Below are 21,943 nucleotides of genomic sequence, written 5' to 3' on the forward strand. Positions count from 1 at the left end.
CTATGACGGCTTGTCGTACCCCGTTGTCATGATGGCTGGGTGCACTCCGTGTCCGATCAGCCGCCGCCGGGCGCCCTGGCGCGTTTCGGCGTTGTCACCCGGGACTGGTTCGCCGGCACCTTCGCCGCGCCCACGCCGGCGCAGGCCGAGGCCTGGGCCGCGATCGCCGACGGGCACAACACGTTGGTCATCGCCCCCACCGGATCGGGCAAGACGCTGGCGGCGTTCCTGTGGGCCATCGACGCCCTGGCCGCGGCGCCACGCAGCGAGCGCGGGGCCGGCACCCGGGTGCTCTACATCTCACCGCTCAAGGCGCTCGCCGTCGACGTCGAGCGCAATCTGCGCACCCCGTTGGCCGGGATGGCCCGTGTCGCCGCTCAGCTCGACCTGCCGGCACCGGAGATCACCGTGGGTCTGCGCTCGGGCGATACGCCACCCGCTCAGCGCCGGCAGCTGATCAGCAATCCACCCGACGTGCTGATCACCACGCCCGAGTCGCTGTTTCTGATGCTGACCTCCGCGGCCCGGGAGACCCTCGCCGGCGTGCAGACCGTGATCGTCGACGAGGTTCACGCCATCGCCGGCACCAAACGAGGCGCGCACCTGGCCCTGTCTCTCGAGCGGCTCGACGACATGCTGCCCGAGCCGGCGCAGCGGATCGGGCTGTCGGCGACCGTGCGCCCGGCCGAGGAGGTGGCCCGCTTCCTGTCGGGCAGCTCCCCGACCACCATCGTCTCCCCCCCGGCGGCGAAGACCTTCGAGTTGGCGGTGCAGGTACCGATCCCCGATATGGCCAACCTGGAGAACGGCAGTATCTGGCCCGACGTCGAGGCGCAGCTGGTCGATCTGGTCGAGTCGCACAATTCGACGATCGTGTTCGCGAACTCACGGCGGCTGGCTGAACGATTGACCGCCCGGCTCAACGAGATCCACGCCGAGCGCACCGGCTCCGACGGCCCGGCTGAGGCGAATCCGAAAGTCGCCGGCGGAGCTCCCGCGCACGTGTTGGGTAGCGGCCAGACCTACGGCGCTCCGACGATCTTGGCCCGCGCCCACCATGGCTCGGTCAGCAAAGAGCAGCGGGCCATCGTCGAAGACGACCTGAAATCCGGCCGGCTGAAAGCGGTGGTGGCGACGTCGAGCCTGGAGCTGGGTATCGACATGGGGGCCGTCGACCTGGTCATCCAGGTGGAGGCGCCACCGTCGGTGGCCAGCGGTCTGCAGCGCATCGGCCGCGCCGGGCACCAGGTCGGCGAGGTCTCACGCGGGGTGCTGTTCCCCAAACACCGCACCGATCTGATCAGCTGTGCAGTGACGGTGCAACGCATGCTCACCGGCCAGATCGAGTCGATGCGGGTGCCGACCAACCCGCTCGACATCCTGGCTCAGCACACCGTCGCGGCGTCGGCGCTGGAGCCACTGGACGTCGACCGCTGGTTCGACTCGGTACGGCGCAGCGCGCCGTTTGCGACGTTGCCGCACAGCGCCTTCGAGGCCACCCTCGACCTGCTGTCCGGCAAATACCCGTCGACCGAGTTCGCCGAATTGCGGCCCCGTCTGGTGTACGACCGCGACAACGGCACGGTCACAGCCCGGCCCGGGGCGCAGCGGCTCGCCGTGACATCCGGTGGCGCCATCCCGGACCGCGGCCTGTTCACCGTGTATCTGGCCACCGATTCCGAAACCCCCTCCCGGGTCGGTGAACTCGACGAGGAGATGGTCTACGAATCCCGGCCGGGTGATGTCATCGCGCTCGGCGCGACCAGCTGGCGGATCACCGAGATCACCCACGACCGGGTGCTGGTGATACCGGCCCCCGGTGAGCCGGCCCGGCTGCCGTTCTGGCGCGGCGACGATTCCGGACGGCCCGCGGAGCTCGGCCGTGCTGTCGGTGCGTTCACCGGAGAGCTGGCCGCCCTCGAGCGGGGTCCCTTCGAGAGCCGTTGCGCCGAGCTGGGATTCAACTCCTACGCCACCGAAAACCTGTGGCGGTTGCTGGACGACCAGCGCTCCGCGACCGCGGTGGTGCCCACCGACGCCACCCTGCTGGTCGAGCGATTTCGTGACGAGCTCGGCGACTGGCGGGTGATACTGCATTCCCCCTACGGACTGCGGGTACACGGGCCGCTCGCCCTGGCGGTGAGCCGACGGCTGCGCGAACGCTACGGCATCGACGAGAAGCCGACCGCCTCCGACGACGGCATCGTGGTGCGGCTGCCGGACACCGTCTCCGAGTCCGGGGCCGACACACCGCCGGGCGCGGAGCTGTTTGTCTTCGACGCCGACGAGATCGACCCGATCGTCACCGCCGAGGTGGGCGGCTCGGCGTTGTTCGCCTCCCGGTTCCGCGAGTGCGCCGCGCGCGCCCTCCTGTTGCCGCGCCGACATCCCGGCAAGCGGTCGCCGCTGTGGCACCAGCGTCAGCGTGCCGCCCAACTGCTCGACGTGGCGCGCAAGTACCCGGACTTCCCCATCGTGCTCGAGACGGTCCGTGAATGCCTGCAGGACGTCTACGACGTGCCGACCTTGGCCGGGCTGATGAACGACATCGCCGCCCGCAAGATCCGCCTGGTCGAGACCGAGACTTCGATGCCCTCGCCGTTCGCGGTCTCCCTGCTGTTCGGTTACGTCGGGGCGTTCATGTACGAAGGCGACAGCCCGCTGGCCGAGCGCCGCGCGGCAGCGCTGTCGCTGGACCCCACCCTGCTGGCCGAGTTGCTGGGCCGCGTCGAGCTGCGCGAGCTGCTCGACCCCGACGTCGTCGCGGGCACCGGCCGTCAGCTCCAGCATCTGTCACCCGATCGCGCGGCCCGCGACGCCGAGGCGGTCGCCGATCTGCTGCGCCTGCTCGGTCCGCTGACCGCCGAGGAAGTCGCCGCCCGCTCCGGCGGCGCCGACGTCAGCGGGTGGCTGGAGGCGCTGTACGCGGCCAAGCGTGCGCTGCCCGTGTCGTTCGCCGGCGGCAGCTGGTGGGTGGCGATCGAGGACATCGGCCGGTTGCGTGACGGCGTCGGAGTGGCGGTGCCGGTCGGCGTGCCGGCCAGCTTCACCGAGGCGGTCGCCGACCCGCTGGGCGAACTGCTGAGCCGGTATGCGCGCACCCGTGCACCGTTCACCACCGCCGATGCGGCGGCCCGGTTCGGGCTGGGGCTCCGGGTGGCCGCCGACGTCCTGGGCCGGCTGGCCGCCGACGGAAAGCTGGTCCGCGGTGAGTTCTCCACCGATGCCGTGGGCGATCAATGGTGTGACGCCGACGTGCTGCGGATCCTGCGTCGCCGCTCGCTGGCGGCACTGCGCGCCCAGGTGGAGCCGGTCAGCACCAGCGCCTACGCGCGGTTCCTGCCCGCCTGGCAGGGGTTCGGCACCGGGTCGAGGTCGAACGCCGGGCTCGACGGGCTGCTGGGGGTGATCGACCAGCTCGCCGGGGTGCCGCTGCCGGCGTCGGCGATCGAATCGCTGGTGTTGGCACCGCGGGTGCGCGACTACTCTCCGTCGCTGCTCGATGAACTGCTCGCCTCCGGGGAGGTGATGTGGTCGGGCGCGGGTTCGATCTCCGGCAGCGACGGCTGGGTCGCCTTCCATGCCGCCGACACCGCCCCGCTGACGCTCGCCGCGGGTTCGGAGATCGAGTTCACCGCGACCCACCGGGCGGTCCTGGACATGCTCTCCGGCGGCGGCGCGTTCTTCTTCCGGCAGCTGGGCCAGGACGGTGTCGGCGAAGCCGAGTTGAAGACCGCCCTGTGGGAACTGATCTGGGCCGGCTGGGTCACCGGGGACACGTTCGCGCCGGTGCGCGCGATGCTGTCGGGCGGGCCGGGTCGACGGCGGTCCGCACCGGCACACCGCCAGGGGCGTACCAAGCGGCCGCCACGGCTGAGCCGGTACAGCGTTGCGCACGCGCAGGCGCGCGCCGCCGACCCGACCGTCGCCGGACGGTGGTCGGCGCTGCCCGCGGCCGAGCCCGACTCCACCACCCGTGCTCACCATCAGGCGGAGTTGCTGCTGAACCGGCACGGGGTGCTGACCAGGGGGGCGGTCGGCGCCGAGGGCGTTCCGGGCGGCTTCGCCATGCTCTACAAGGTTCTGACGGCTTTCGAGGACGCGGGCCGGTGCCAGCGCGGCTACTTCGTCGAATCCCTGGGTGGCGCCCAATTCGCCGTCGCCTCCACCGTCGACCGGCTGCGCAGCTACCTCGACGGTGTCGATCCCGAACGACCCGAATACCGGGCAGTCGTGCTGGCTGCCGCCGACCCGGCAAACCCCTACGGTGCGGCACTGCCCTGGCCGTCGCGCTCGAGCGAGGACGGGGCCGCCCGGCCGGGCCGCAAGGCGGGCGCGCTGGTGGTGCTGGTCGACGGCGAACTCGTGTGGTTTCTCGAACGCGGCGGGCGGTCGTTGCTGAGCTTCGCCGACGACGTCCCGGAGGCCAACCACTCCGCGGCGGTGGCGCTCGCCGAGCTTGTCGCGGCCGGACAGGTCAATGCGATCCTCATCGAGCGGATCAACAGTGCGCCGGTGTTGGCGCCCGAAGTGCCGGGCACCGTGGCCACCGCCCTGACCGACGCCGGATTCGCCCGGACCCCGCGCGGGCTGCGGTTGCGATAGCCCATGCCTGAGGGTGACACCGTGTTCCGGACCGCGGAAAAGTTGCGGAAAGCGCTGGTCGGCCACCCGCTGACGCGCTGCGACGTGCGGGTACCCCGCTATGCCACAGTCGATCTGCGCGGTCATTCAGTCGACGAGGTGCGAAGCCGCGGCAAGCATCTGTTCATCCGGGTCGGGCCGGCCAGCATCCACTCGCATCTGAAGATGGACGGCAGCTGGAGAATTACGCCGAAGAGTGGACGGGTCGACTATCGGGTTCGAATTCTTCTGGAAACAAACAGTATTCGGGCGCTCGGTATCGACCTGGGCGTCCTGGAGATTTTGGAACGCGAACGCGACGACGAGACGGTCGACCATCTGGGGCCAGATTTGCTCGGTGAGGACTGGGACGCAGAAGTGGCGGCGGACAACCTGATCGCCGACCCGGACCGCCGGATCGCCGAAGCGCTGCTCGACCAGCGGGTGATGGCCGGAATCGGCAACGTCTTCTGCAACGAGTTGTGTTTTGTCAGTGGCTACCTGCCCACCGCGCCGGTGAGTGCCGTCACCGACCCGCAGCGCCTTGCCGTTCGGGCTCGCGACATGTTGTGGGTCAACCGGTTACGCAAGAATCGGTGCATCACCGGTGACGACCGTCCCGGTCGGCGATACTGGGTGTACGGACGCAAAGGCGAACGTTGCCTTCGCTGTGGAACGCCGATCAACTTCGACGACAGCGGCGAGCGGGTAGCGTACTGGTGCCCTGCCTGCCAACGCTGAATGCCCAGGGCATGTCCATTCGGTGAACGATCCAGGTTGCCCGCGCCGGCCACAGTGCGCGCTTCAAAAGTCTGGGTGCGGCATGCAATGATCGCTGTCGGCGACTTTGCTCGCTGCGGCATTACTCGCGATTTCTGCTCAGCGGACCGGATGAGAAAGGACGACCACCCGCGTGCGCCTGCTCAAGCCTGTGCGATCGACCGGCCTGGTCCTGGCGTTGACGTCGCTCAGCATCCTGGCGATCACCCCGTCCAGCGCGAACGCCGATTCAGTCGATGCGAGCTTTCTGAATGCGTTGCAGTCCAAGCAGATCACCTTCGCCTCCGCACAGGCGGCGGTGATCGCCGGGCATCAGGTCTGCGACGCACTCGACGGGGGTCGCCCGTCAGGCGATGTCGCGAACGACGTGATGCAGCAGAGCGGTCTGGACGGCTACCACGCCGGCTTCTTCGTCGGCGTCAGCATCGCCGCGTTCTGCCCGCGACACACCGGAGCCTGACACCGAAGTAGCAGCTTCTGTTCTGCTGCAAGTACTTTCGCGATGCGGCTAAAGGCTCAACCCGCCGACGGCGGCGGTTTCATCACGTTGCCTTTGAGTTCGGCACCGATCGAAATGTCTTCGTATTTCTGCGCCTTGCGCTTGCGCCAGCCGCTGCCCGGTGAGATCGGCGGTGCCATCAGCGGCGGCATCATCGGCATGCCGGCAGCTTCACCCGCGCCGAGCGGCGTTGCCGCCGAAGCGAGTTGAACCGGCGCTTGCGATGTCGCCAGCAGCGTTCCAGCGGCCGGTGGCGCCATCAGGCCGCCCATCGGCACTCCGACGCCGGTGGCCGCGGCGGTCGACGGGGCCGAGAGCCCCGCGGCACCCAGCGCCCCGAGTCCTCCCCCGCCACCGAGTGCTCCCAGTGCCCCGGCAGCGCCGCCGCCCAGGTTGGACGCCGCACCACCCAGCGCCTCTTCGCCCTCCGAGACGCCCTGGCCGACCTGGGCGCTCACGCCCTGCAACGCTTGGGCCGACTGGCTTTGGGCCAGGTAGCTGAGCAGGTTGATCGGGAAGCCGGAGGAGACGAACTGGTTGGCGTAGGTGTTTGCCAGGCCGACGTAGCCCGCGTTCGGGTCGCCGGCAACCGGAAGCGGCTCGGCCGGTGCGGCCGCCGCGGCCTTGGCCGCGGTCGAGCCGCCGGAGTTGGCGGCAGCGGCGGTCTGGGCGTTGGCCTGGGTGGCCTGCGCCGACGGGTTCGTGGTCGACGCCGGCGAAGTGAACTGGGGCAACGTGGTGGCCTGCGCCGAGGCAGCCTGATAGCGCGTCATCGCCGCCGCGTTGTTTGCCCACATCTGCTGGTATTCGGCCTCGGTCGCGGCGATCGCCGGCATGTTCCGGCCGAACGTGTTGGTGGCCAGCAGCTGCGCCAGCCGCGTCCGGTTGGCCAGCACCTGCGCGGTCGGTACTACCGATGCGCTCGCGGAGTTGAACGCGGTGGCCGCCGCCTGGGCGGACGCGGCGACCTGCTGAGCCTGCTGTGAGGTGGTGCGAAGCCAGCTCAGGTAGGGCGCGGCCGACTGGAACATCGCCGTCGACGACGGGCCGTGCCACGTATCGGACATCGACGACACCGCGGCTGCATAGCTGTCCGCAGCTTCTTCCAGGTCGGCGCCGAGTTGACGCCACCCGGCGGCGGCGTCAGCCAGCGAACCCGAACCGGGGCCGGAATGGATCAGCGCCGAAATCACTTCGGGCGGCAACGTCGTGAAGTCCATGATTCAAAAGGTCCCCTACCGTGAGAGAACGCTGGGAACAGTGGCTTGACCACGGCGGCAAATACGCTGGAACATTAGCCTCGCCGCCTTAGGAAATCGCGTTGATGGAGTTCAGCAGCCGGGGCTTGAACTCGTCGGGAATCGGAATGTAACCGGCCGCCACCAAAGCCTTCTGACCTGGACCGATTGAACTCTGCAGGAAGGCCCGGACTGCCTCGCCCGCCTTCGGGTCGGCGTACTTGGAGCACACGATCTCGTAGGTGGCCAGCACGATCGGGTACGCGCCCGGTTGGTTCGGCCGGTAGAACGAGATCGTGTCGAGGGCCAGGTCGTCGCCCTTTTTGATGAACCACGCCGTGGAAATCGTCTTGCCTACCGACTCCGGGCTGATGCTCACCGGGTCAGGGCCGGCCGAGGTGATGATGCTGGCGGCGTTCAGGTGCTGCGACTGGGCGAACGACCAGGCGAGATAGGTGACCGAGCCTTCGGTGTTCTTCACCTTCTCGGCGGCGCCGGCGTTGCCGACAGCACCCTCGCCGATACCCCCGTTGAACTTTCGTCCGGCGGGAAATCCCCAGGTGCCCCGGGAGGCAGTGTCGAGGTAGCGCTGGAAGTTGTCCGTGGTTCCAGACTCGTCTTCGCGGAATACGACGTGGATCGGCTCGTTGGGCAGCTGCACGCCCAGGTTCTGCAGCTGGATAGCTCCGTCGTTCCACATGTTGATCTGGCCGTTGAAGATCTGGGCGGCAGTCAGGCCGTCGAGGTTCAGCGACGTCACCCCGTTGACGTTGAACGCGATCGCGATCGGGCTGATGACCAGGGGCAGGTTCCAGGTGGGAGACCCACACCGCTGCTGGGCCCGGTCGTACTCGGCTCTGCTGAGCACCGAGTCCGACCCGGCGAAATCGTTCTTACTGTCCAGGAACTCGTTGATACCGGCGGTGGAATCGTCGGCGGCGTAGTCCAGCGACTGCCCGGGGCACGCCTGCGCGAAGGCTTTGACGAACTCGGTCATCGCGTTTTTCTGCGCGGTCGAGCCGCTGGCCTTCAGGTCCGGCTTGCCGCCGCAGGTCACCTTGACCGGAGGCGCGGTCGTACTCGTACCGCCGCCGGCGGCGTTGTTGTGGGTGCCGCAGGCCGTCAAGATCAGCATGCCGGCCGCCACAACGCTCAGTGCGGCGCTAAATCGGTTGAGCTTCAATCCAATTCCTTCGGTGGTCTTCTGGATTTGATCGCACCGGCGATGTGCACGCCACGCTGCCGTGCCGCTCGCATCCATGGGGCATGGTAACAACATTCATGAGCCGTCATTTGTGGCCGGCATTTGCTGAACGAGCGGGTTTGACGATTTCAGCCGCTGTTTGCCGCCCGTTCACGATTCATCCGGATCACCCCCGACCAGAACCGTCGCAAAGATTCACCCGTTGTTGACGTTCACCGGGGACGCCGAAATATGCGCAACGCTTATGATGGAATATCAATAGGCGACTTTCCGTTGCAGCTCAGGTGAGCTGCGTCGCACATCCCACATGCAATGGGCTTCATCACAAAAACCGAATTCATTGAGCCAATGTCGGCTCCCCAAACGTTTACGAATTGCCCGCCACTTACTTAAGGACGGACCAAGTGGAAACTCTTCAGGACTTTGTCAGCGCACGCTTCGCCGAACTGACCGCAGCAACCGGCCTGACCGACTGGGCGCGCCAAGCGCTCAACGCGGTCACGTCGGCCGCGTCGTCGGTCCGCGGCAACCCCGCCGCCCCCACCGTGTCCGCACGGCCCGGTCACATCTTCGTCGGCCACGACCTACCGATGATCAGCCCCGGCGTCGAGCGGTGCTGAGGTCATCCCGGTAACCGACGTCGACTGACGAACTCGCGGTGGATCCCGCTGCGCGGGTCATCAAATGCGATCCGCTGCGCCAGCAGCTGCAGCGGGGTGGCGAAATCGTCGGCCGCCACCTCGATCACATCGGGGTAGAGCGGGTCTCCGTATATCGGGATGCCAAGAGACGCCATGTGCACCCGCAACTGGTGGGTGCGACCGGTACGTGGCGTCAACCGGTACAGCCCGTCAGCGGACAACAGCTCCACCAGCGTTTCGGCGTTCGCGTCACCTGACTCCTCGAAGGCTTGAAAGTTGCCGCGCTGCTTGATGATTCGACTCTGTACTACCCGCGGCAAACCGAGGTCGGGGTCTACCGCGGCCCTGGCCAGATAGGTCTTCTGCACCGCACCAAGGGCGAACAGCGTCTGATACGCCCCGCGAACCTCGCGGCGGGTGGTGAACAACAGCACCCCGGCGGTCAGCCGGTCCAGCCGGTGCGCCGGGCTCAGCTCGTCGATTCCGAGTTTCCGCCGCAGCCGCACCAACGCCGTCTGGGCGACGTGTCGACCACGCGGCATGGTGGCCAGAAAGTGCGGCTTGTCGGCGACCACGATGTCCTCATCCTGGTAGAGCACCGGGATGTCGAACGGGACCTCGACCTCGTCGCTCAGGTCGCGGTAGAGGAATACGACCGCGCCGGCCGGCAACACCGTCGTCTCGTCGACGACCGAGCCGTCGGCGCAAACCACCTCACCGGCAAGCACTTTCGTTCGGGCTTGGGCACCGAATCGCTCGTCCAGCTCGCCGATCACCGAGCCGCCGCGCAACCGCAGCCGGGCCGGCCCCAAGCCCGCACGCACCGGCAGCGGGGTGGGGCGGCGCATGGGGCTCCTGACAACGACGAATCTTGGCCCGCAAGCCTATCCGGTGCGCACGAGGCAGCAGACCGGTCAGTTCAGCGGGACCGGCTCGAGTATCTCGGCGCGGGCCTCTGGGGCGCTGGCCCGCAGCGCGTCGGCTGAGGCGTCGTCGGGCTGGGTTTGGGACAACACCTCGGCCTCGACCCGTGCGATGTAGGTCTCGACTTCGCGGTCGATGTCGGCATCCGACCAGCCCAGGATCGGTGCGGCGATGTCGGCCACCTCGCGGGCACAGTCGACGCCGCGGTGGGAGTACTCGATGGCGATTCGGGTCCGCCGGGCCAGGATGTCCTCGAGGTGCAGCGCGCCCTCGGCGGCGACGGCGTAGGCCACCTCGACCCGCAGGTAGCCCGGCGCGGCGGCGATCGGGTTCAGCAGGTCACGCTGCCCGGTCGCCATGGCCAGCACCTCGTCGATCAGCGACCCGTAGCGATCCAGCAGATGCCGCACCCGGTAGGAATGCAGACCCTCCATGGCGCCGACGTGCTCGGTCTGGTTGATCAGGGCGAAGTAACCGTCGGCTCCCAGCAGGGGCACCTTCTCGGTGATCGACTGCGCGATACGCGCTGGAACGTATTGCGCCGCAGCGTCGATCGCGTCGGCAGCCATCACCCGATAGGTGGTGTACTTGCCGCCCGCGATTGCCACCAGCCCGGGGGCCGGCACCGCTACCGCGTGCTCCCGGGACAGCTTGGACGTCTCCTCGCTCTCCCCCGCCAGCAGCGGACGCAGCCCGGCGTAGACACCGTCGATGTCGTTGTGGCTCAACGGAGTTGCCAGCACGGTGTTGACGGTGCCCAGAATGTAGTCGATGTCGATCTTGGTGGCGGCTGGATGCGCCAGGTCGAGATTCCAGTCGGTGTCGGTGGTTCCGATGATCCAGTGACTGCCCCAGGGGATCACGAACATCACCGACTTCTCGGTCCGCAGGATGATCGCGACGTCGCTGACGATCCGGTCCCGCGGCACGACGATGTGCACGCCCTTGGAGGCCCGTACCCGAAACCGCCCGCGCTGCTTGGACAAGGCCTGGATCTCGTCGGTCCACACCCCGGTCGCGTTCACCACGACATGGCCACGCACATCGGTGACGGCGCCGTCTTCGGAGTCGCGCACCCGCACGCCGGTCACCCGGTCACCCTCGCGCCGCAGCGACACCACCTGTGTCGACGACCGCACTACGGCGCCGTAGTGCGCAGCGGTACGCACCACCGTCAGCGTGTGCCGGGCGTCGTCGACAACCGTGTCGTAGTAGCGGATACCGCCGATCAATGCGCTGCGCTTGAGACCGGGCGACAACCGCAGCGCGCCGGCCCGGGTCAGATGCTTTTGCGCGGGCACGGATTTCGCGCCGCCGAGCTGGTCGTAGAGCAGCAGGCCGGCGGCGGTGTACGGGCGTTCCCACCACCGCTTGGTCAGCGGGTAGAGGAACGGCAGCGGCTTGACCAGATGCGGCGCCAGCGTCGTCAGCGACAACTCACGCTCGAAGAGGGCTTCGCGCACCAGACCGAATTCGAGTTGTTCGAGGTAGCGCAGCCCGCCGTGGAACATCTTCGACGACCGGCTCGAGGTGCCCGAGGCGAAGTCGCGGGCCTCGACCAACGCGACCTTCAGCCCGCGGGTGGCGGCGTCCAGGGCGGCGCCCGAACCGACGACTCCGCCGCCGATGACGATGACGTCGAACTGTTCGCTGCCGAGCCGGTCCCAGGCAGACGCGCGTTGTTCGGCCCCCAGAAACGAACTCGGCCTGGTCTGCTCGCTGGCCGGGACGCGAATCGGGTCGCTCACGGCACGGTCTCCTGTCGGTTACTCGTCAGTAGATTCTTGACACCAAGGCTACCTGGAGCGATCAGTCCAGGTCGTCGTGCGCCATCAGGCGCCGGGCCGCCTCGGTGATCGAGCCGGACAGTGACGGGTAGACGCTCAGGGTCTGGGCCAGGTGGTTCACCGTCAGCCGGGTCTGTACCGCCATCGCGATCGGCAGGATCAGTTCCGACGCGATCGGCGCCACCACCACACCGCCGATCACCACGCCGGTGGCCGGGCGGCAGAACAGCTTGACGAAACCGTGCCGCAGGCCGGACATCTTGGCGCGCGCGTTCGTTCGCAGCGGCAGCATGATGGTGCGGGCCTGGACCGATCCGTCGTCGATGGCCGACTGCGGGACGCCGACGGCGGCCAGCTCGGGCCGGGTGAACACCGCCGCGGCGACCGTGCGGAGCCGGATCGGGGTGACGGCCTCGCCGAGGGCGTGCCACATCGCGATCCGGCCCTGCATCGCCGCGACCGAGGCGAGCGGCAGCAGACCGGTGCAGTCGCCGGCGGCGTAGATGTTGGACACCGAGGTGCGTGAGACCCGGTCGACGGTCAGGTAGTTGCCGCGCCCGAGTTCGATGCCGACCCGGTCCAGACCCAGGCCGCCGGTGTTGGGCACCGAGCCGATCGTCATCAGCGCGTGGCTGCCCTCGACGGTCCGGCCGTCGGCGAGGGTGACCAGCACCCCGTCGTCGGTGCGGGTCACGGAGTCGGCGCGGGCGTTCTTGACCAGCTCGACGCCACGCTCGGAGAAGATCCGCTCGAGAACCTCGGCAGCGTCGGCGTCTTCGTAGGGCAGGATCTGGTCGCGGCTGGCGACCACTGTCACGTCGACGCCCAGCTCGGTGTAGGCGTGCACGAATTCAGCGCCGGTGACGCCCGAGCCGACCACGATCAGGTGCTCGGGCAGCGCCTGCAGGTCGTAGAGCTGTCGCCACGTCAGGATGCGTTCACCGTCGGGCCGCGCGGTCGGCAACTCCCGGGGGCTGGCGCCGGTGGCGATCAGCACCACGTCGGCGTCGTAGACCGACGTCGCACCGTCCGGGCCGGTGGCCTGCACCCGGTGCGCCGCCAGGCCGCGGGCGGTGTCGACCAGCTCGCCCTTGCCCTCGACGACGTCGACCCCGGCGCTCAGCAGCTGCGCCTTGACGTCCTGGGACTGGTCGAAAGCCAGCCGCTTGACCCGCTGGTGGATCTCCGGCAAGGAGATCTTGGCCGCCTCGATGTCGATGTCGAAGCCCAGATACGGGCCGCGCCGCAGCTCGGTGCGCACCCCGGTCGAGGCGATGAAGGTCTTGGACGGCACGCAGTCGAACAGCACCGCCGCGCCGCCGATGCCGTCGGAGTCGATGACGGTCACGCGGGCGTCGCGCGCGGCCGCGACCAGCGCCGCCTCGTAACCGGCCGGCCCTCCCCCGATGATCACGATGCGGGTTGCCACGTCCCTCAAACTAGCCTGGCGGCGGGGCAGCCGCGCGGCGGCTGAGGCGGAGCAGGGCAATCGAGCAGCGCGAACCTGGCGGATATGCGCCGCGTGTGCGGACGCCGTTTAAGCTTTCCCCGTGCCGATCTACGCCGCTTACGGCTCGAACATGCATCCCGAGCAAATGCAGCAGCGGGCACCGCACTCGCCGATGGCCGGTACCGGCTGGCTGCACGGCTGGCGGCTGACGTTCGGCGGCGAGGACATCGGCTGGGAAGGTGCGCTGGCCACCGTCGTCGAGGACCCCACGTCGAAGGTCTTCGTCGTGCTCTACGACATGACCACGGCCGACGAGAACAACCTCGATCGCTGGGAGGGCTCCGAGCTCGGCATCCACAAGAAGATCCGCTGCCGGGTGGAGCGGCTGTCCTCAGACACCACGACAGATCCGGTGCTGGCCTGGCTGTACGTGGTGGACGCGTGGGAAGGCGGTCTGCCGTCGGCGCGCTACATCGGCGTGATGGCCGACGCCGCCGAAATCGCCGGTGCACCAAGCGATTACGTGCACAAGATCCGCACCTGCCCGGCCCGCAATGTAGGACCCGGGCACGGCGGCGAGTAACGCAACCCCACGAGCCGCACCAGCCCCTCACCCGGCCGGTAGTGCATCTGCCCACCTCTGAGCGACAACGCGTCACGTTCACGCAGTTGTCGCTCAGAGGTGGGCAGAGAGAGCATGTCGGCGGCACTGTGACAGAGGTAGCGCTGTGACAGAAGTGGCGCCGTGACAGAGCGCGGCTGCCCGCCTCCGCGCTCAGCCGAGCGCGGCGGCCTGATCGACGATGTTGACCATCAACCGCAGCCCGATTCCCAAGGCGCGCTCGTCGAGGTCGAACGTCGGCTGGTGCAGGTCCAGCTGCGGACCGTGCCCCGACCACACACCGAGCCGGGCCATGGCGCCGGGCACCTCCTCGAGGTACCAGGAGAAGTCTTCGCCGCCACCGGACTGCTTGGTGTCGGCCAGCGCATCGGGGCCGAGCGCCTCGATGGCGTGGGTGAGGATGCGCGTCGAGACCTCCTCGTTGACCACCGGCGGCACGCCGCGGTTGTACTGCACGGAATGCTCGATGTGCAACGGCGCCAGCAGGGCCGTCACCGCCTCCCGGAAGATTTCCTCCATACCCAGCCAGGCCTCGCGACTGGCGGTGCGGATCGTGCCGGCCAGCGTGCCGCTCTGCGGAATGGCATTGGCGGCCAGGCCGGCGTTGACCGCACCCCACACCATCACGGTGCTGTGGCGTGGATCGATACGGCGTGACAACACCCCGGGCACACCGGTGATCAGCGTGCCGAGCCCGTAGACCAGATCACCGGTCAGGTGCGGTCGCGACGTGTGCCCACCCGGTGACGACAGCGTGATCTCGACCATGTCGGCAGCCGACGTGATCGGGCCCGGCTTGACGGCGATGCTGCCGACCGCCAGCCGCGGGTCGCAGTGCAGGGCGAAGATCCGGCTGACCCCGGACATCGCACCCGCGGCGATGGTGTCGATCGCGCCGCCCGGCATCAGCTCCTCGGCGGGCTGGAAGATCAGCCGGATCCCGATCGGCAACTCCGGCGCCCCGGCCAGCGCCAGCGCAGTGCCCAGCAGGATCGCGGTGTGCCCGTCGTGGCCGCAGGCGTGCGCGGCGTTGGGCATCGTGGAGGCATACGCGGCGCCGGTCCGCTCGGCCATCGGCAGCGCGTCGATGTCGGCGCGCAGCGCGACGCGGGGCTCACCGTCGCCCAGATCGCACGTCAGGCCTGTCCCGCCGGGCAGCACCTTCGGGTTGAGCCCGGCGCCGGCCAGCCGTTCGGCGACGAACTGCGTGGTCGCGAACTCTTGACGGCCGAGCTCCGGGTAGCGGTGGAAGTGCCGCCGCCAGCCGATCAGGTCGTCGTTGTGCTCGGCCAGCCACCCGGTCGCGACATCGGAGAGTCTCATGACGCCGCCCGTTCAGCGTGCGCGGCCAGCACCCGGTCCCGCTGCTCGGCCGACTCGGCCAGACGAACCACCGAGCGCGCCAACATGATTGCCCCGTCGAGCACCGCCCGGTCGGCGGACGGCCCGGCGGCTGCGGCGGCGAAATCAGGCTGATGCAAAGACGCCCCACCGGCCTCCACCGCGACCATCGGATGGATGCCGGGCAGCGCCTGGGTGACATTGCCCATGTCGGTGCTGCCCAGCGGGAGCGCCGCCTCGAGCGCCGCGTCGACCGGCGAACGGCCCAGTCGGGTCATCTCGGCTCGGACGGTGTCGGCCAGCCACGGGTCAGGCTTGAGCGCGTCGTACATCGGCTCAGTGTGCTCGACGTGAAAGTCGCAGCCGGTGGCCACCGCCCCCGCCAGAAAGCAGTCGCTCACCTTGGCTTCCAGGTCCGCCAGCGACGAGGCATCGGTGGCCCGCATGGTGTATTGCATCTCGGTCCGGCCTGGGATGACGTTGGCGACGTGTCCACCCTTGGTGACGATGCCGTGCACCTGCTGGCCGGGCGCCAGTTGCTGACGCAGCAACCCAATCGCCACCTGCGCAACGGTGACCGCGTCGGCCGCGTTGATGCCCAGATACGGCGCGGCGGATGCGTGGGATTCTTTGCCGCGGTACGTCACCCGGACCGCAGACAGCGTCAGCGAGCGCGCGGCGGCAATGTCCACCGGCCCGGGATGCACCATCACCGACACCGCCACGTCGTCGAACACTCCGGCGTTGAGTAGCAACACCTTTCCGCCGCCAAACTCTTCGGCGGGCGTGCCCAGCAACGAGACCCGCAGGCCCAGCTCGTCGGCGACGTCGGCCAGGGCCAGCGCGGCCCCCACCGCCGATGCGGCGATGATGTTGTGGCCGCACGCGTGTCCGATCTCTGGCAACGCGTCGTATTCGGCGCACACGCAGACCGTCAGCGGGCCGCTGCCGTAGTCGGCGCGAAATGCCGTGTCCAGACCACCGGGCGCCGGGGTGAGGTCGAAACCGCGCTCGGCGACCAGGGTCTGCACCTTGGCGCAGCTTCGATGTTCGGCGAACGCCAGCTCCGGCTCGGCGTGGATCGCGTGCGACAGCTCGACAAGCTCGGTGCCGCGACGCTGCACCGTGTCATCGACGCGATCCAGCGCGGGGGTCGAGGCCATCGATGCAGTATCTCACCGCCGCCCGGCGGCAAGCACAACGACTAGCGGAGGTCGCCCACCACCACGGGTGGCTTCCACTGCGGCGAACGGCCCAGATGCGCCAGGATGCGGTCGAGGTCGTCGGCCGGGTCGGACGACGGGATCGCCGGACCGAACGGCGCGTTGTCGGCGGCGCGGAAGTCGCCGTCGGGTACGAAGAGCGCCAGCGGCATTGCGGCTGCCACCACGTCGGCCGGCAGTTCGTAGCGGCGGCCAAGGCTGCGGGCCACGTCCCAGCCGTGCACGACGTAGTCGACGTAGTGGAAGCCGATCGCCATCTCACCCGGGAATTCCGCGTCGCCGCCGAGTTCCGGCAGCACGAACGGCGCCTCCAGCACGCCGGCGCCGGCGAACGCCTCGATCACGTCGGCGGCGGCCGCGGAATACGCGCCTGCGGGGTCCGCCGCGACGGCAGCGGCGACGGTGTCGACGTCCCAGACCGACCGCTCGGCCCCGTGGCCGCGGGCGGCAGCGGCGAAACCGTGGTGCTGCACGGTCATGTGCGCAAGCAGGTCGCCGAGATTCCAACCGGCACAGGGCGTCACCAGCGACAGGTCGCCCGGACCAACGGTCTCGACGACCGCCACCGAGGCCTGCACCGCGATTCGATGTAGAGGTCGGATATCGAATTTAGTATTCATCTGCTTATCGTATGTGCATGCTTATTATGTGTCCAGCCCTATCATCACCGGATGGGGCGCAGAGCGACGCGACGGGACCTCGCGGAGATGCTGACGGAGCTGGCTCGCCAGACGGTCGCTGCGGAGATGCCGGCGCTGGAGTCGCACGGGCTGTCGATGTGGGGTTACGTCGTGCTGACCGCCCTGGACCGCACACCGATCCGCACTCAGACCGCGCTCGCCGAGGCCATCGGCGCAGACAAGACCCGCATCATTCCCACCCTCGACGAGCTGCAGCGGCACGGCCACATCGAGCGGACACCCGACCCTGACGACCGCCGCGCCCGCCTACTGGCGATCACCGAATCGGGCCGGGCGGTCAAGGACGCGGTGCAAGCCGACATCCAACGGGGTGAGGAGCAGTGGCTCGGAACACTGTCGGCGAACGAACGCGAGATGTTCCTGCGGGTGCTGAACCAACTCAGCCGGCGCGAAGCGGATTAGGCTGCCTGACTGTGTACGACGGCCGGTTAGACCCTGATGCGCTCGCGCGTACGGCAGCGCAGTTCATCGCCGATCACATCGGCTTCGCCGAACACGACGTCGCGATCGTGCTGGGCTCCGGCTGGGCGCCGGCGGTCGCCGCGCTGGGTCGTCCGATCGCGACCGTGCCGATGGCTGCGGTGCCGGGTTTCACCTCGCCGTCGGCGGCCGGCCACACCGGCCAGGTGATGTCGGTGGATATCGGGCGCCACAGGGTGCTGGTGTTGGTCGGACGAGTGCACGCGTACGAGGGCATCGACCTGTCACACGTCGTGCACCCGGTGCGCACGGCCTGCGCGGCCGGCGCCCGCGTGGTCGTGCTGACCAACGCCGCCGGCGCCGTGCGCGAGACGTTCGGCGTAGGGCAGCCGGTGCTGATCAGCGACCACCTCAACCTGACCGCGCGCTCACCCCTGATCGGGGCCCAGTTCGTCGACATGGTCGACGCTTACTCCCCGCGACTGCGGGAGCTGGCCCGCCAGGTGGACCCGGGTCTGACCGAAGGCGTCTACGCCGGGCTGCCCGGCCCGCACTTCGAGACGCCCGCTGAGATCCGGATGCTGCGGACGCTGGGCGCCGACCTGGTCGGCATGTCGACCGTGCACGAAACGATCGCCGCCCGGGCCGCGGGCGCGGAGGTGCTCGGGGTCTCACTGGTCACCAACATGGGGGCCGGCATCACCGGCGAGCCACTCAGCCATGTCGAGGTGCTCGACACCGGAGCCGCGTCGGCAGCCCGGATGGGTGCACTGCTGGCCAACGTGGTGGCGCGGCTGTAGGGCTGGCGACGACATCTGCGAGGAGCGGCGCCATTAATCCCCAGGACTGGATCGCGCACGACCCCGACCCGCTGACCGCCGCCGAACTCGCCGCCTGCGACGAGGCGGAGCTGACGGCGCGTTTCGCCCGCCCGTTGTCATTCGGCACCGCGGGGTTGCGTGGTCCGCTGCGCGGCGGCCCGGACGGGATGAACCTCGCGGTGGTGTTGCGTGCCAGCTGGGCGGTGGCGACGGTGCTCACCGACCGCGGGTTGGCGGGCGCAGGCGTGATCGTGGGCCGCGACGCGCGCCACGGATCGGCGACGTTTGCCACCGCGGCCGCTGAAGTATTTGCCGCCAAGGGTTTTTCGGTGACACTGCTGCCCCACCCCGCACCGACGCCGGTACTCGCGTTCGCGGTCCGGCGAACCGGAGCGGCGGCCGGCGTCCAGATCACCGCGTCGCACAATCCGCCCGCCGACAACGGCTACAAGGTGTACCTGGACGGCGGCATCCAGATCGTCACCCCTACCGACCGCGACATCGAAACCGCCATCGCTGCAGCGCCTTTCGCCGACCAGATCGACAGGTCGTCCGTCGAACCGGCCGGCGGCGATCTGGTCGGGCACTACATCGAGCGCGCCGCGCGGGTTCGTCGCTCGACGTCGGGCCAGATCCGGGTGGCCCTGACTCCCCTGCACGGGGTGGGCGGCGAGGTGGCGGTCGAAACGCTGCGGCGCGCCGGCTTCGGTGACGTGCACACTGTCGCCGGACAATTCGATCCCGACCCCGACTTTCCCACCGTCGCCTTCCCCAACCCGGAAGAACCCGGTGCCACCGACGCGCTGCTGGCCCTGGCCGCCGACACAGATGCCGACGTCGCGATCGCCCTCGACCCCGACGCTGACCGCTGTGCGGTCGGCATACCCGCGCCGGACGGTTGGCGAATGCTTTCGGGTGACGAAACCGGTTGGCTGCTGGGCGATTACATTCTGTCGAGGATCGATACCGCCGGCAGCGTGGTGGCCAGCACGGTGGTGTCCTCACGGATGCTGGCGGCGATCGCCGCGCACTGGGGCGCCCGGCACGTCGAGACCCTGACCGGTTTCAAGTGGCTGGCCCGCGCCGACGCCGGTGTACCGGGCAGCAGCTTGGTGTACGCCTACGAGGAGGCCATCGGCCATTGCGTCGACCCGGCAGCGGTTCGTGACAAGGACGGCATCAGCGCCGCGGTGCTGGTGTGCGATGTGGTGGCCGCGCTCAAGAACGACCGCCGCTCGGTGCTCGATGCACTCGACGACCTGGCTCGCCGCTTCGGGGTGCACGCCGGCGCCGCGGTGACGCGTCCGGTCGCCGACGCCGAGGAAGCCACCGCATTGATGCGCCGGCTGCGGTCCGCACCGCGCAGCGAAGTAGCCGGATTTCCCTCGGCGACAACAGATCTGCTGCAGAGCGGCGGGACGTTGCGGACGGATGCGCTGATCTTCACCGGCGGCGACGCCGGCACCACGGCCCGGGTCGTCGTACGGCCCTCGGGCACCGAACCCAAGGTCAAGTTCTACATCGAGGTCCGCTCAGCCGAGCGTCATCGTGCCATCGAGTTGTGCGATCAACTCGCGGCAGAGGTTCGGGCCTGGTGAGCCCGTCGCGGGCTAGCGCGGTCCGAATTGGCGGTCGCCGGCGTCACCGAGGCCCGGCACGATGTAGGCGTCGTCGTTGAGTCCGTCGTCGACGGCCGCGGTGAACAACCGCGCCTGTGGCGCCTTCTTCTCCAGTGCCGCAATACCTTCCGGTGCCGCCACCACGCACACCACGGTGAGGTCGTCGGCGCCTCGGGCCTGCAGCAGCTCGACGGCGTGGACCATCGAGCCGCCGGTGGCCAGCATCGGATCGAGCACGATCACCGGACGGCCACGCAGATCATCGGGCAGAGATTCCAGATACGGTGTGGGCCTTGCGGTTTCCTCGTCGCGGACGACGCCGATGAAACCCACCGCCGCTTCCGGCAGCAGCACCTGCGCCCGATCGACCATGCCCAGCCCGGCCCGTAACACCGCTACCAACAGGGGCGGCTTCGCCAGGCGGGTCCCGGTGGTCTGCGCCAACGGGGTTCGCAGCTCGACGTTCTCGCGCGGCAGGTCGCGGCTCGCCTCGTAGACCAGCATGAGCGCCAACTCGCTCAACGCGGCTCGAAACGCCGCGCTGTCGGTCCGCTCGTCGCGCAGCGCGGTCAACCGCACCGCGGCCAACGGGTGATCAACGACGTGGACGTCCACGCGAAGTGAGCCTAGCCCCCCGCGAATCAGGCGCCGAAGGAGTTGAAGATGTCGAAGCCGTACCCGACCAGGTCGATCAACGGCTGAGCGGAGATCAGTGGCGAGCCGTCGAAAAGCACGTCCGGAGCCAACGACGGGATAGTCGCCGACAGCGCGGTCAACTCGGCCAGGAACGCTACGTCGAGCTGGTTGGTGAAGTCGTAACCCGACAGCAGCGAATCGATGACCGATTGCGACAATTCCGGCTGGCCGAGCGCGGTGAGAATGTCGTTGGTCGGCCCGATAATCGTCTGCGCCGCAGCGTATTGCATGCCGGCCAGCATCTGTAAGGGATCCATCTTCAGGAAGAATCCGGCGACACCGGACTCCATCAGTTGGCCGTAGGCGTCGACTTGCCAGGGGCCGATCGCGTCCGTGCCGTTGACGCCGACAAAGGGGTCGCCCGGGTTGCCGTAGGCCCAGTTGTTCATCAGCGTCGCGTATGGGCTGAAGCTGTCGTAGAAGAAGCGCCCGACGGGCCCGCCGTCGTACATGAACGCCAGCGTCGGCAGCGGCGCGGGGATCGCGTAGAAGTTCGTGTCGTTGATCTGGCCGAGGTCGATGATGTTGTTGATGTCCAGATTCACATCGGCGGTTGGATCCGGGTAGTACGGGTGAACGGTCTGGATGCCGATCAGTGCGTTCGTGACGGCGAACAGGTTGCTGACGTCGGACGGGAAGTTGTTCCAGCCGTCGTATTGGCCGATGTAGACATCGGTGTCGATGCCGCTCGTCGGGGTCGGGTCGAGGTCCAGCGGGATGTTGAGGAATGGAAGGTGCGTGCCGTCGGCGAACTGGAAGCGATCCAGGATTCCGCTGACCACGTTGTTGGGGTCGCCGAGCAGCGTGACATGCAGGTTGTTCAGGTCGACACCCTCGGGGGTGTTGTTGATCAAGTCGTTCATGAACACGGTTGCGACGGTGGCGCTCTGCGAGTAGCCGAGAATCGCGACGCTGTTGTCAGCGTCCTGCAGCGCCGGGATGACGACGTCGTTGAGTCTGTTGACGCCCTCGGTCACCGATTCGCCGAAGGTCAGGTCCGGCTGAGTGGGGTTGCAGATGATCGGGCAGAACTGCTCGGGGGTTTCCAGGCCCTGGAACGTGTATCCCGCGAGCCCGCCGAGGTAGAGCGACTGGACGCTGCTCAGGTAGTCCGAATCGGGAATCGGGTTCCCGGTGCCGCCCATGATCCAGCCGATGTTGTCCACCAGCCCGACATCGGCGATCAGCGATCGCACACCGGACTGGAACGCCGGCGTCAGGGTCAGCGTGGTGGCGCAGGCAGCCGCCGCGAAAACGGCACCGTACGCACGCGTCCGCGCAACAGTCATCGAAGTCCTCCCTGCCCGCGGGTGGAACCCCCGACCCTGCGGCGTGGCTGAATCGTAGGGCCTAG

17 protein-coding genes and 1 pseudogene are annotated in these 21,943 nt (G+C 68.6%); 8 read left to right on the top strand and 10 right to left on the bottom strand.

The genetic code is table 11. The features are described from left to right. The first annotated feature begins 48 nt into the window (after positions 1-48). The 3 genes from CYU59_RS01775 to CYU59_RS01785 all read left to right on the top strand — a co-directional run bounded on the left by CYU59_RS01775 (position 49) and on the right by CYU59_RS01785 (position 5,863). Positions 49-4,605: an ATP-dependent helicase gene (locus CYU59_RS01775; RefSeq protein ID WP_292975164.1), complete on the top strand. Its 4,557-nt coding sequence runs from the start codon at positions 49-51 to the stop codon at positions 4,603-4,605. A 3-nt stretch (positions 4,606-4,608) separates the two neighbouring features. Further along, positions 4,609-5,364 (top strand): endonuclease VIII Nei2, encoded by a 756-nt coding sequence (nei2, locus tag CYU59_RS01780; RefSeq protein WP_292975166.1) that lies wholly within the window; start codon positions 4,609-4,611, stop codon positions 5,362-5,364. Between the two features lie 172 nt (positions 5,365-5,536). Further along, positions 5,537-5,863 carry a DUF732 domain-containing protein gene (locus CYU59_RS01785; protein WP_292975168.1) on the top strand — a complete coding sequence of 109 codons (327 nt, stop codon included), beginning with the start codon at positions 5,537-5,539 and terminating at the stop codon, positions 5,861-5,863. Positions 5,864-5,919: 56 nt separating this feature from the next. Here the strand turns inward: CYU59_RS01785 and CYU59_RS01790 are convergent, their stop codons facing one another. Next, complete coding sequence (locus CYU59_RS01790; RefSeq protein ID WP_292975170.1) at positions 5,920-7,122, bottom strand: PPE family protein; 1,203 nt, start codon at positions 7,120-7,122, stop codon at positions 5,920-5,922. A gap of 88 nt (positions 7,123-7,210) precedes the next feature. Beyond that, a complete protein-coding gene (gene pstS / locus CYU59_RS01795; protein ID WP_292975172.1) occupies positions 7,211-8,323 on the bottom strand; it encodes a phosphate ABC transporter substrate-binding protein PstS in 1,113 nt (370 codons plus the stop codon). A 425-nt stretch (positions 8,324-8,748) separates the two neighbouring features. Between pstS and CYU59_RS01800 the strand changes: the two genes are divergently transcribed. Next, positions 8,749-8,964, top strand: a complete 216-nt coding sequence (locus CYU59_RS01800) for a hypothetical protein (RefSeq protein ID WP_292975174.1) — start codon at positions 8,749-8,751, stop codon at positions 8,962-8,964. On the opposite strand, the pseudogene CYU59_RS01805 reads toward CYU59_RS01800, so the two are convergent. The 3 genes and pseudogenes from CYU59_RS01805 to CYU59_RS01815 all read right to left on the bottom strand — a co-directional run bounded on the left by CYU59_RS01805 (position 8,929) and on the right by CYU59_RS01815 (position 13,125). Continuing rightward, positions 8,929-9,833 (bottom strand): annotated as a pseudogene (locus CYU59_RS01805) (pseudouridine synthase). The gene CYU59_RS01800 and the pseudogene CYU59_RS01805 overlap by 36 nt on opposite strands. Positions 9,834-9,899: 66 nt before the next feature. Beyond that, on the bottom strand, positions 9,900-11,657 hold the full coding sequence (locus tag CYU59_RS01810) for a glycerol-3-phosphate dehydrogenase/oxidase (protein ID WP_292975176.1): 1,758 nt from the start codon (positions 11,655-11,657) through the stop codon (positions 9,900-9,902). 61 nt (positions 11,658-11,718) lie between these two features. Further along, complete coding sequence (locus CYU59_RS01815; protein WP_292975178.1) at positions 11,719-13,125, bottom strand: NAD(P)H-quinone dehydrogenase; 1,407 nt, start codon at positions 13,123-13,125, stop codon at positions 11,719-11,721. A gap of 121 nt (positions 13,126-13,246) precedes the next feature. Here CYU59_RS01815 and CYU59_RS01820 point away from each other — a divergent pair, with 121 nt between their 5' ends. Continuing rightward, complete coding sequence (locus CYU59_RS01820; RefSeq protein WP_292975179.1) at positions 13,247-13,729, top strand: gamma-glutamylcyclotransferase; 483 nt, start codon at positions 13,247-13,249, stop codon at positions 13,727-13,729. A 192-nt stretch (positions 13,730-13,921) separates the two neighbouring features. Here CYU59_RS01820 and CYU59_RS01825 read toward each other — a convergent pair whose 3' ends face one another. The 3 genes from CYU59_RS01825 to CYU59_RS01835 are packed head-to-tail and all read right to left on the bottom strand — an operon-like array spanning position 13,922 to position 16,952. Further along, positions 13,922-15,091 carry a M20 family metallopeptidase gene (locus CYU59_RS01825; RefSeq protein WP_292975181.1) on the bottom strand — a complete coding sequence of 390 codons (1,170 nt, stop codon included), beginning with the start codon at positions 15,089-15,091 and terminating at the stop codon, positions 13,922-13,924. After that, positions 15,088-16,272, bottom strand: a complete 1,185-nt coding sequence (locus CYU59_RS01830; RefSeq protein WP_292975182.1) for a M20 family metallopeptidase — start codon at positions 16,270-16,272, stop codon at positions 15,088-15,090. The genes CYU59_RS01825 and CYU59_RS01830 overlap by 4 nt, the downstream gene beginning before the upstream one ends. Before the next feature lie 41 nt (positions 16,273-16,313). Next, a complete protein-coding gene (locus CYU59_RS01835; RefSeq protein ID WP_292975184.1) occupies positions 16,314-16,952 on the bottom strand; it encodes a TIGR03086 family metal-binding protein in 639 nt (212 codons plus the stop codon). Positions 16,953-17,003: 51 nt separating this feature from the next. On the opposite strand from CYU59_RS01835, the gene CYU59_RS01840 reads away from it, so the two are divergent. The 3 genes from CYU59_RS01840 to CYU59_RS01850 are packed head-to-tail and all read left to right on the top strand — an operon-like array spanning position 17,004 to position 19,872. Then, complete coding sequence (locus CYU59_RS01840; RefSeq protein ID WP_292975186.1) at positions 17,004-17,435, top strand: MarR family transcriptional regulator; 432 nt, start codon at positions 17,004-17,006, stop codon at positions 17,433-17,435. 11 nt (positions 17,436-17,446) lie between these two features. Next, a complete protein-coding gene (locus CYU59_RS01845) occupies positions 17,447-18,253 on the top strand; it encodes a purine-nucleoside phosphorylase (RefSeq protein WP_292975188.1) in 807 nt (268 codons plus the stop codon). A 32-nt stretch (positions 18,254-18,285) separates the two neighbouring features. Continuing rightward, positions 18,286-19,872, top strand: a complete 1,587-nt coding sequence (locus CYU59_RS01850) for a phospho-sugar mutase (protein ID WP_292975318.1) — start codon at positions 18,286-18,288, stop codon at positions 19,870-19,872. Between the two features lie 12 nt (positions 19,873-19,884). Here the strand turns inward: CYU59_RS01850 and upp are convergent, their stop codons facing one another. Together upp and CYU59_RS01860 are read right to left on the bottom strand one after the other, a co-directional pair. Next, positions 19,885-20,508, bottom strand: coding sequence for a uracil phosphoribosyltransferase (upp, locus tag CYU59_RS01855; protein WP_292975190.1), 624 nt, complete (start codon positions 20,506-20,508; stop codon positions 19,885-19,887). A gap of 26 nt (positions 20,509-20,534) precedes the next feature. After that, positions 20,535-21,878: a PE-PPE domain-containing protein gene (locus tag CYU59_RS01860; RefSeq protein WP_292975192.1), complete on the bottom strand. Its 1,344-nt coding sequence runs from the start codon at positions 21,876-21,878 to the stop codon at positions 20,535-20,537. Positions 21,879-21,943: the final 65 nt, after the last annotated feature.

Source organism: Mycobacterium sp. (assembly GCF_002863225.1).
Taxonomy (GTDB): domain Bacteria; phylum Actinomycetota; class Actinomycetes; order Mycobacteriales; family Mycobacteriaceae; genus Mycobacterium.

What these genes read in the sequence shown, in the direction of transcription:
- nei2 (WP_292975166.1), top strand. Translation starts at nt 4,609, where the DNA reads ATGCCTGAGGGTGACACCGTGTTCCGGACCGCGGAAAAGTTGCGGAAA.
- CYU59_RS01840 (WP_292975186.1), top strand. Translation starts at nt 17,004, where the DNA reads ATGGGGCGCAGAGCGACGCGACGGGACCTCGCGGAGATGCTGACGGAG.
- CYU59_RS01790 (WP_292975170.1), bottom strand. Translation starts at nt 7,122, where the DNA reads ATGGACTTCACGACGTTGCCGCCCGAAGTGATTTCGGCGCTGATCCAT.
- CYU59_RS01835 (WP_292975184.1), bottom strand. Translation starts at nt 16,952, where the DNA reads ATGAATACTAAATTCGATATCCGACCTCTACATCGAATCGCGGTGCAG.
- CYU59_RS01860 (WP_292975192.1), bottom strand. Translation starts at nt 21,878, where the DNA reads ATGACTGTTGCGCGGACGCGTGCGTACGGTGCCGTTTTCGCGGCGGCT.
- CYU59_RS01830 (WP_292975182.1), bottom strand. Translation starts at nt 16,272, where the DNA reads ATGGCCTCGACCCCCGCGCTGGATCGCGTCGATGACACGGTGCAGCGT.
- CYU59_RS01825 (WP_292975181.1), bottom strand. Translation starts at nt 15,091, where the DNA reads ATGAGACTCTCCGATGTCGCGACCGGGTGGCTGGCCGAGCACAACGAC.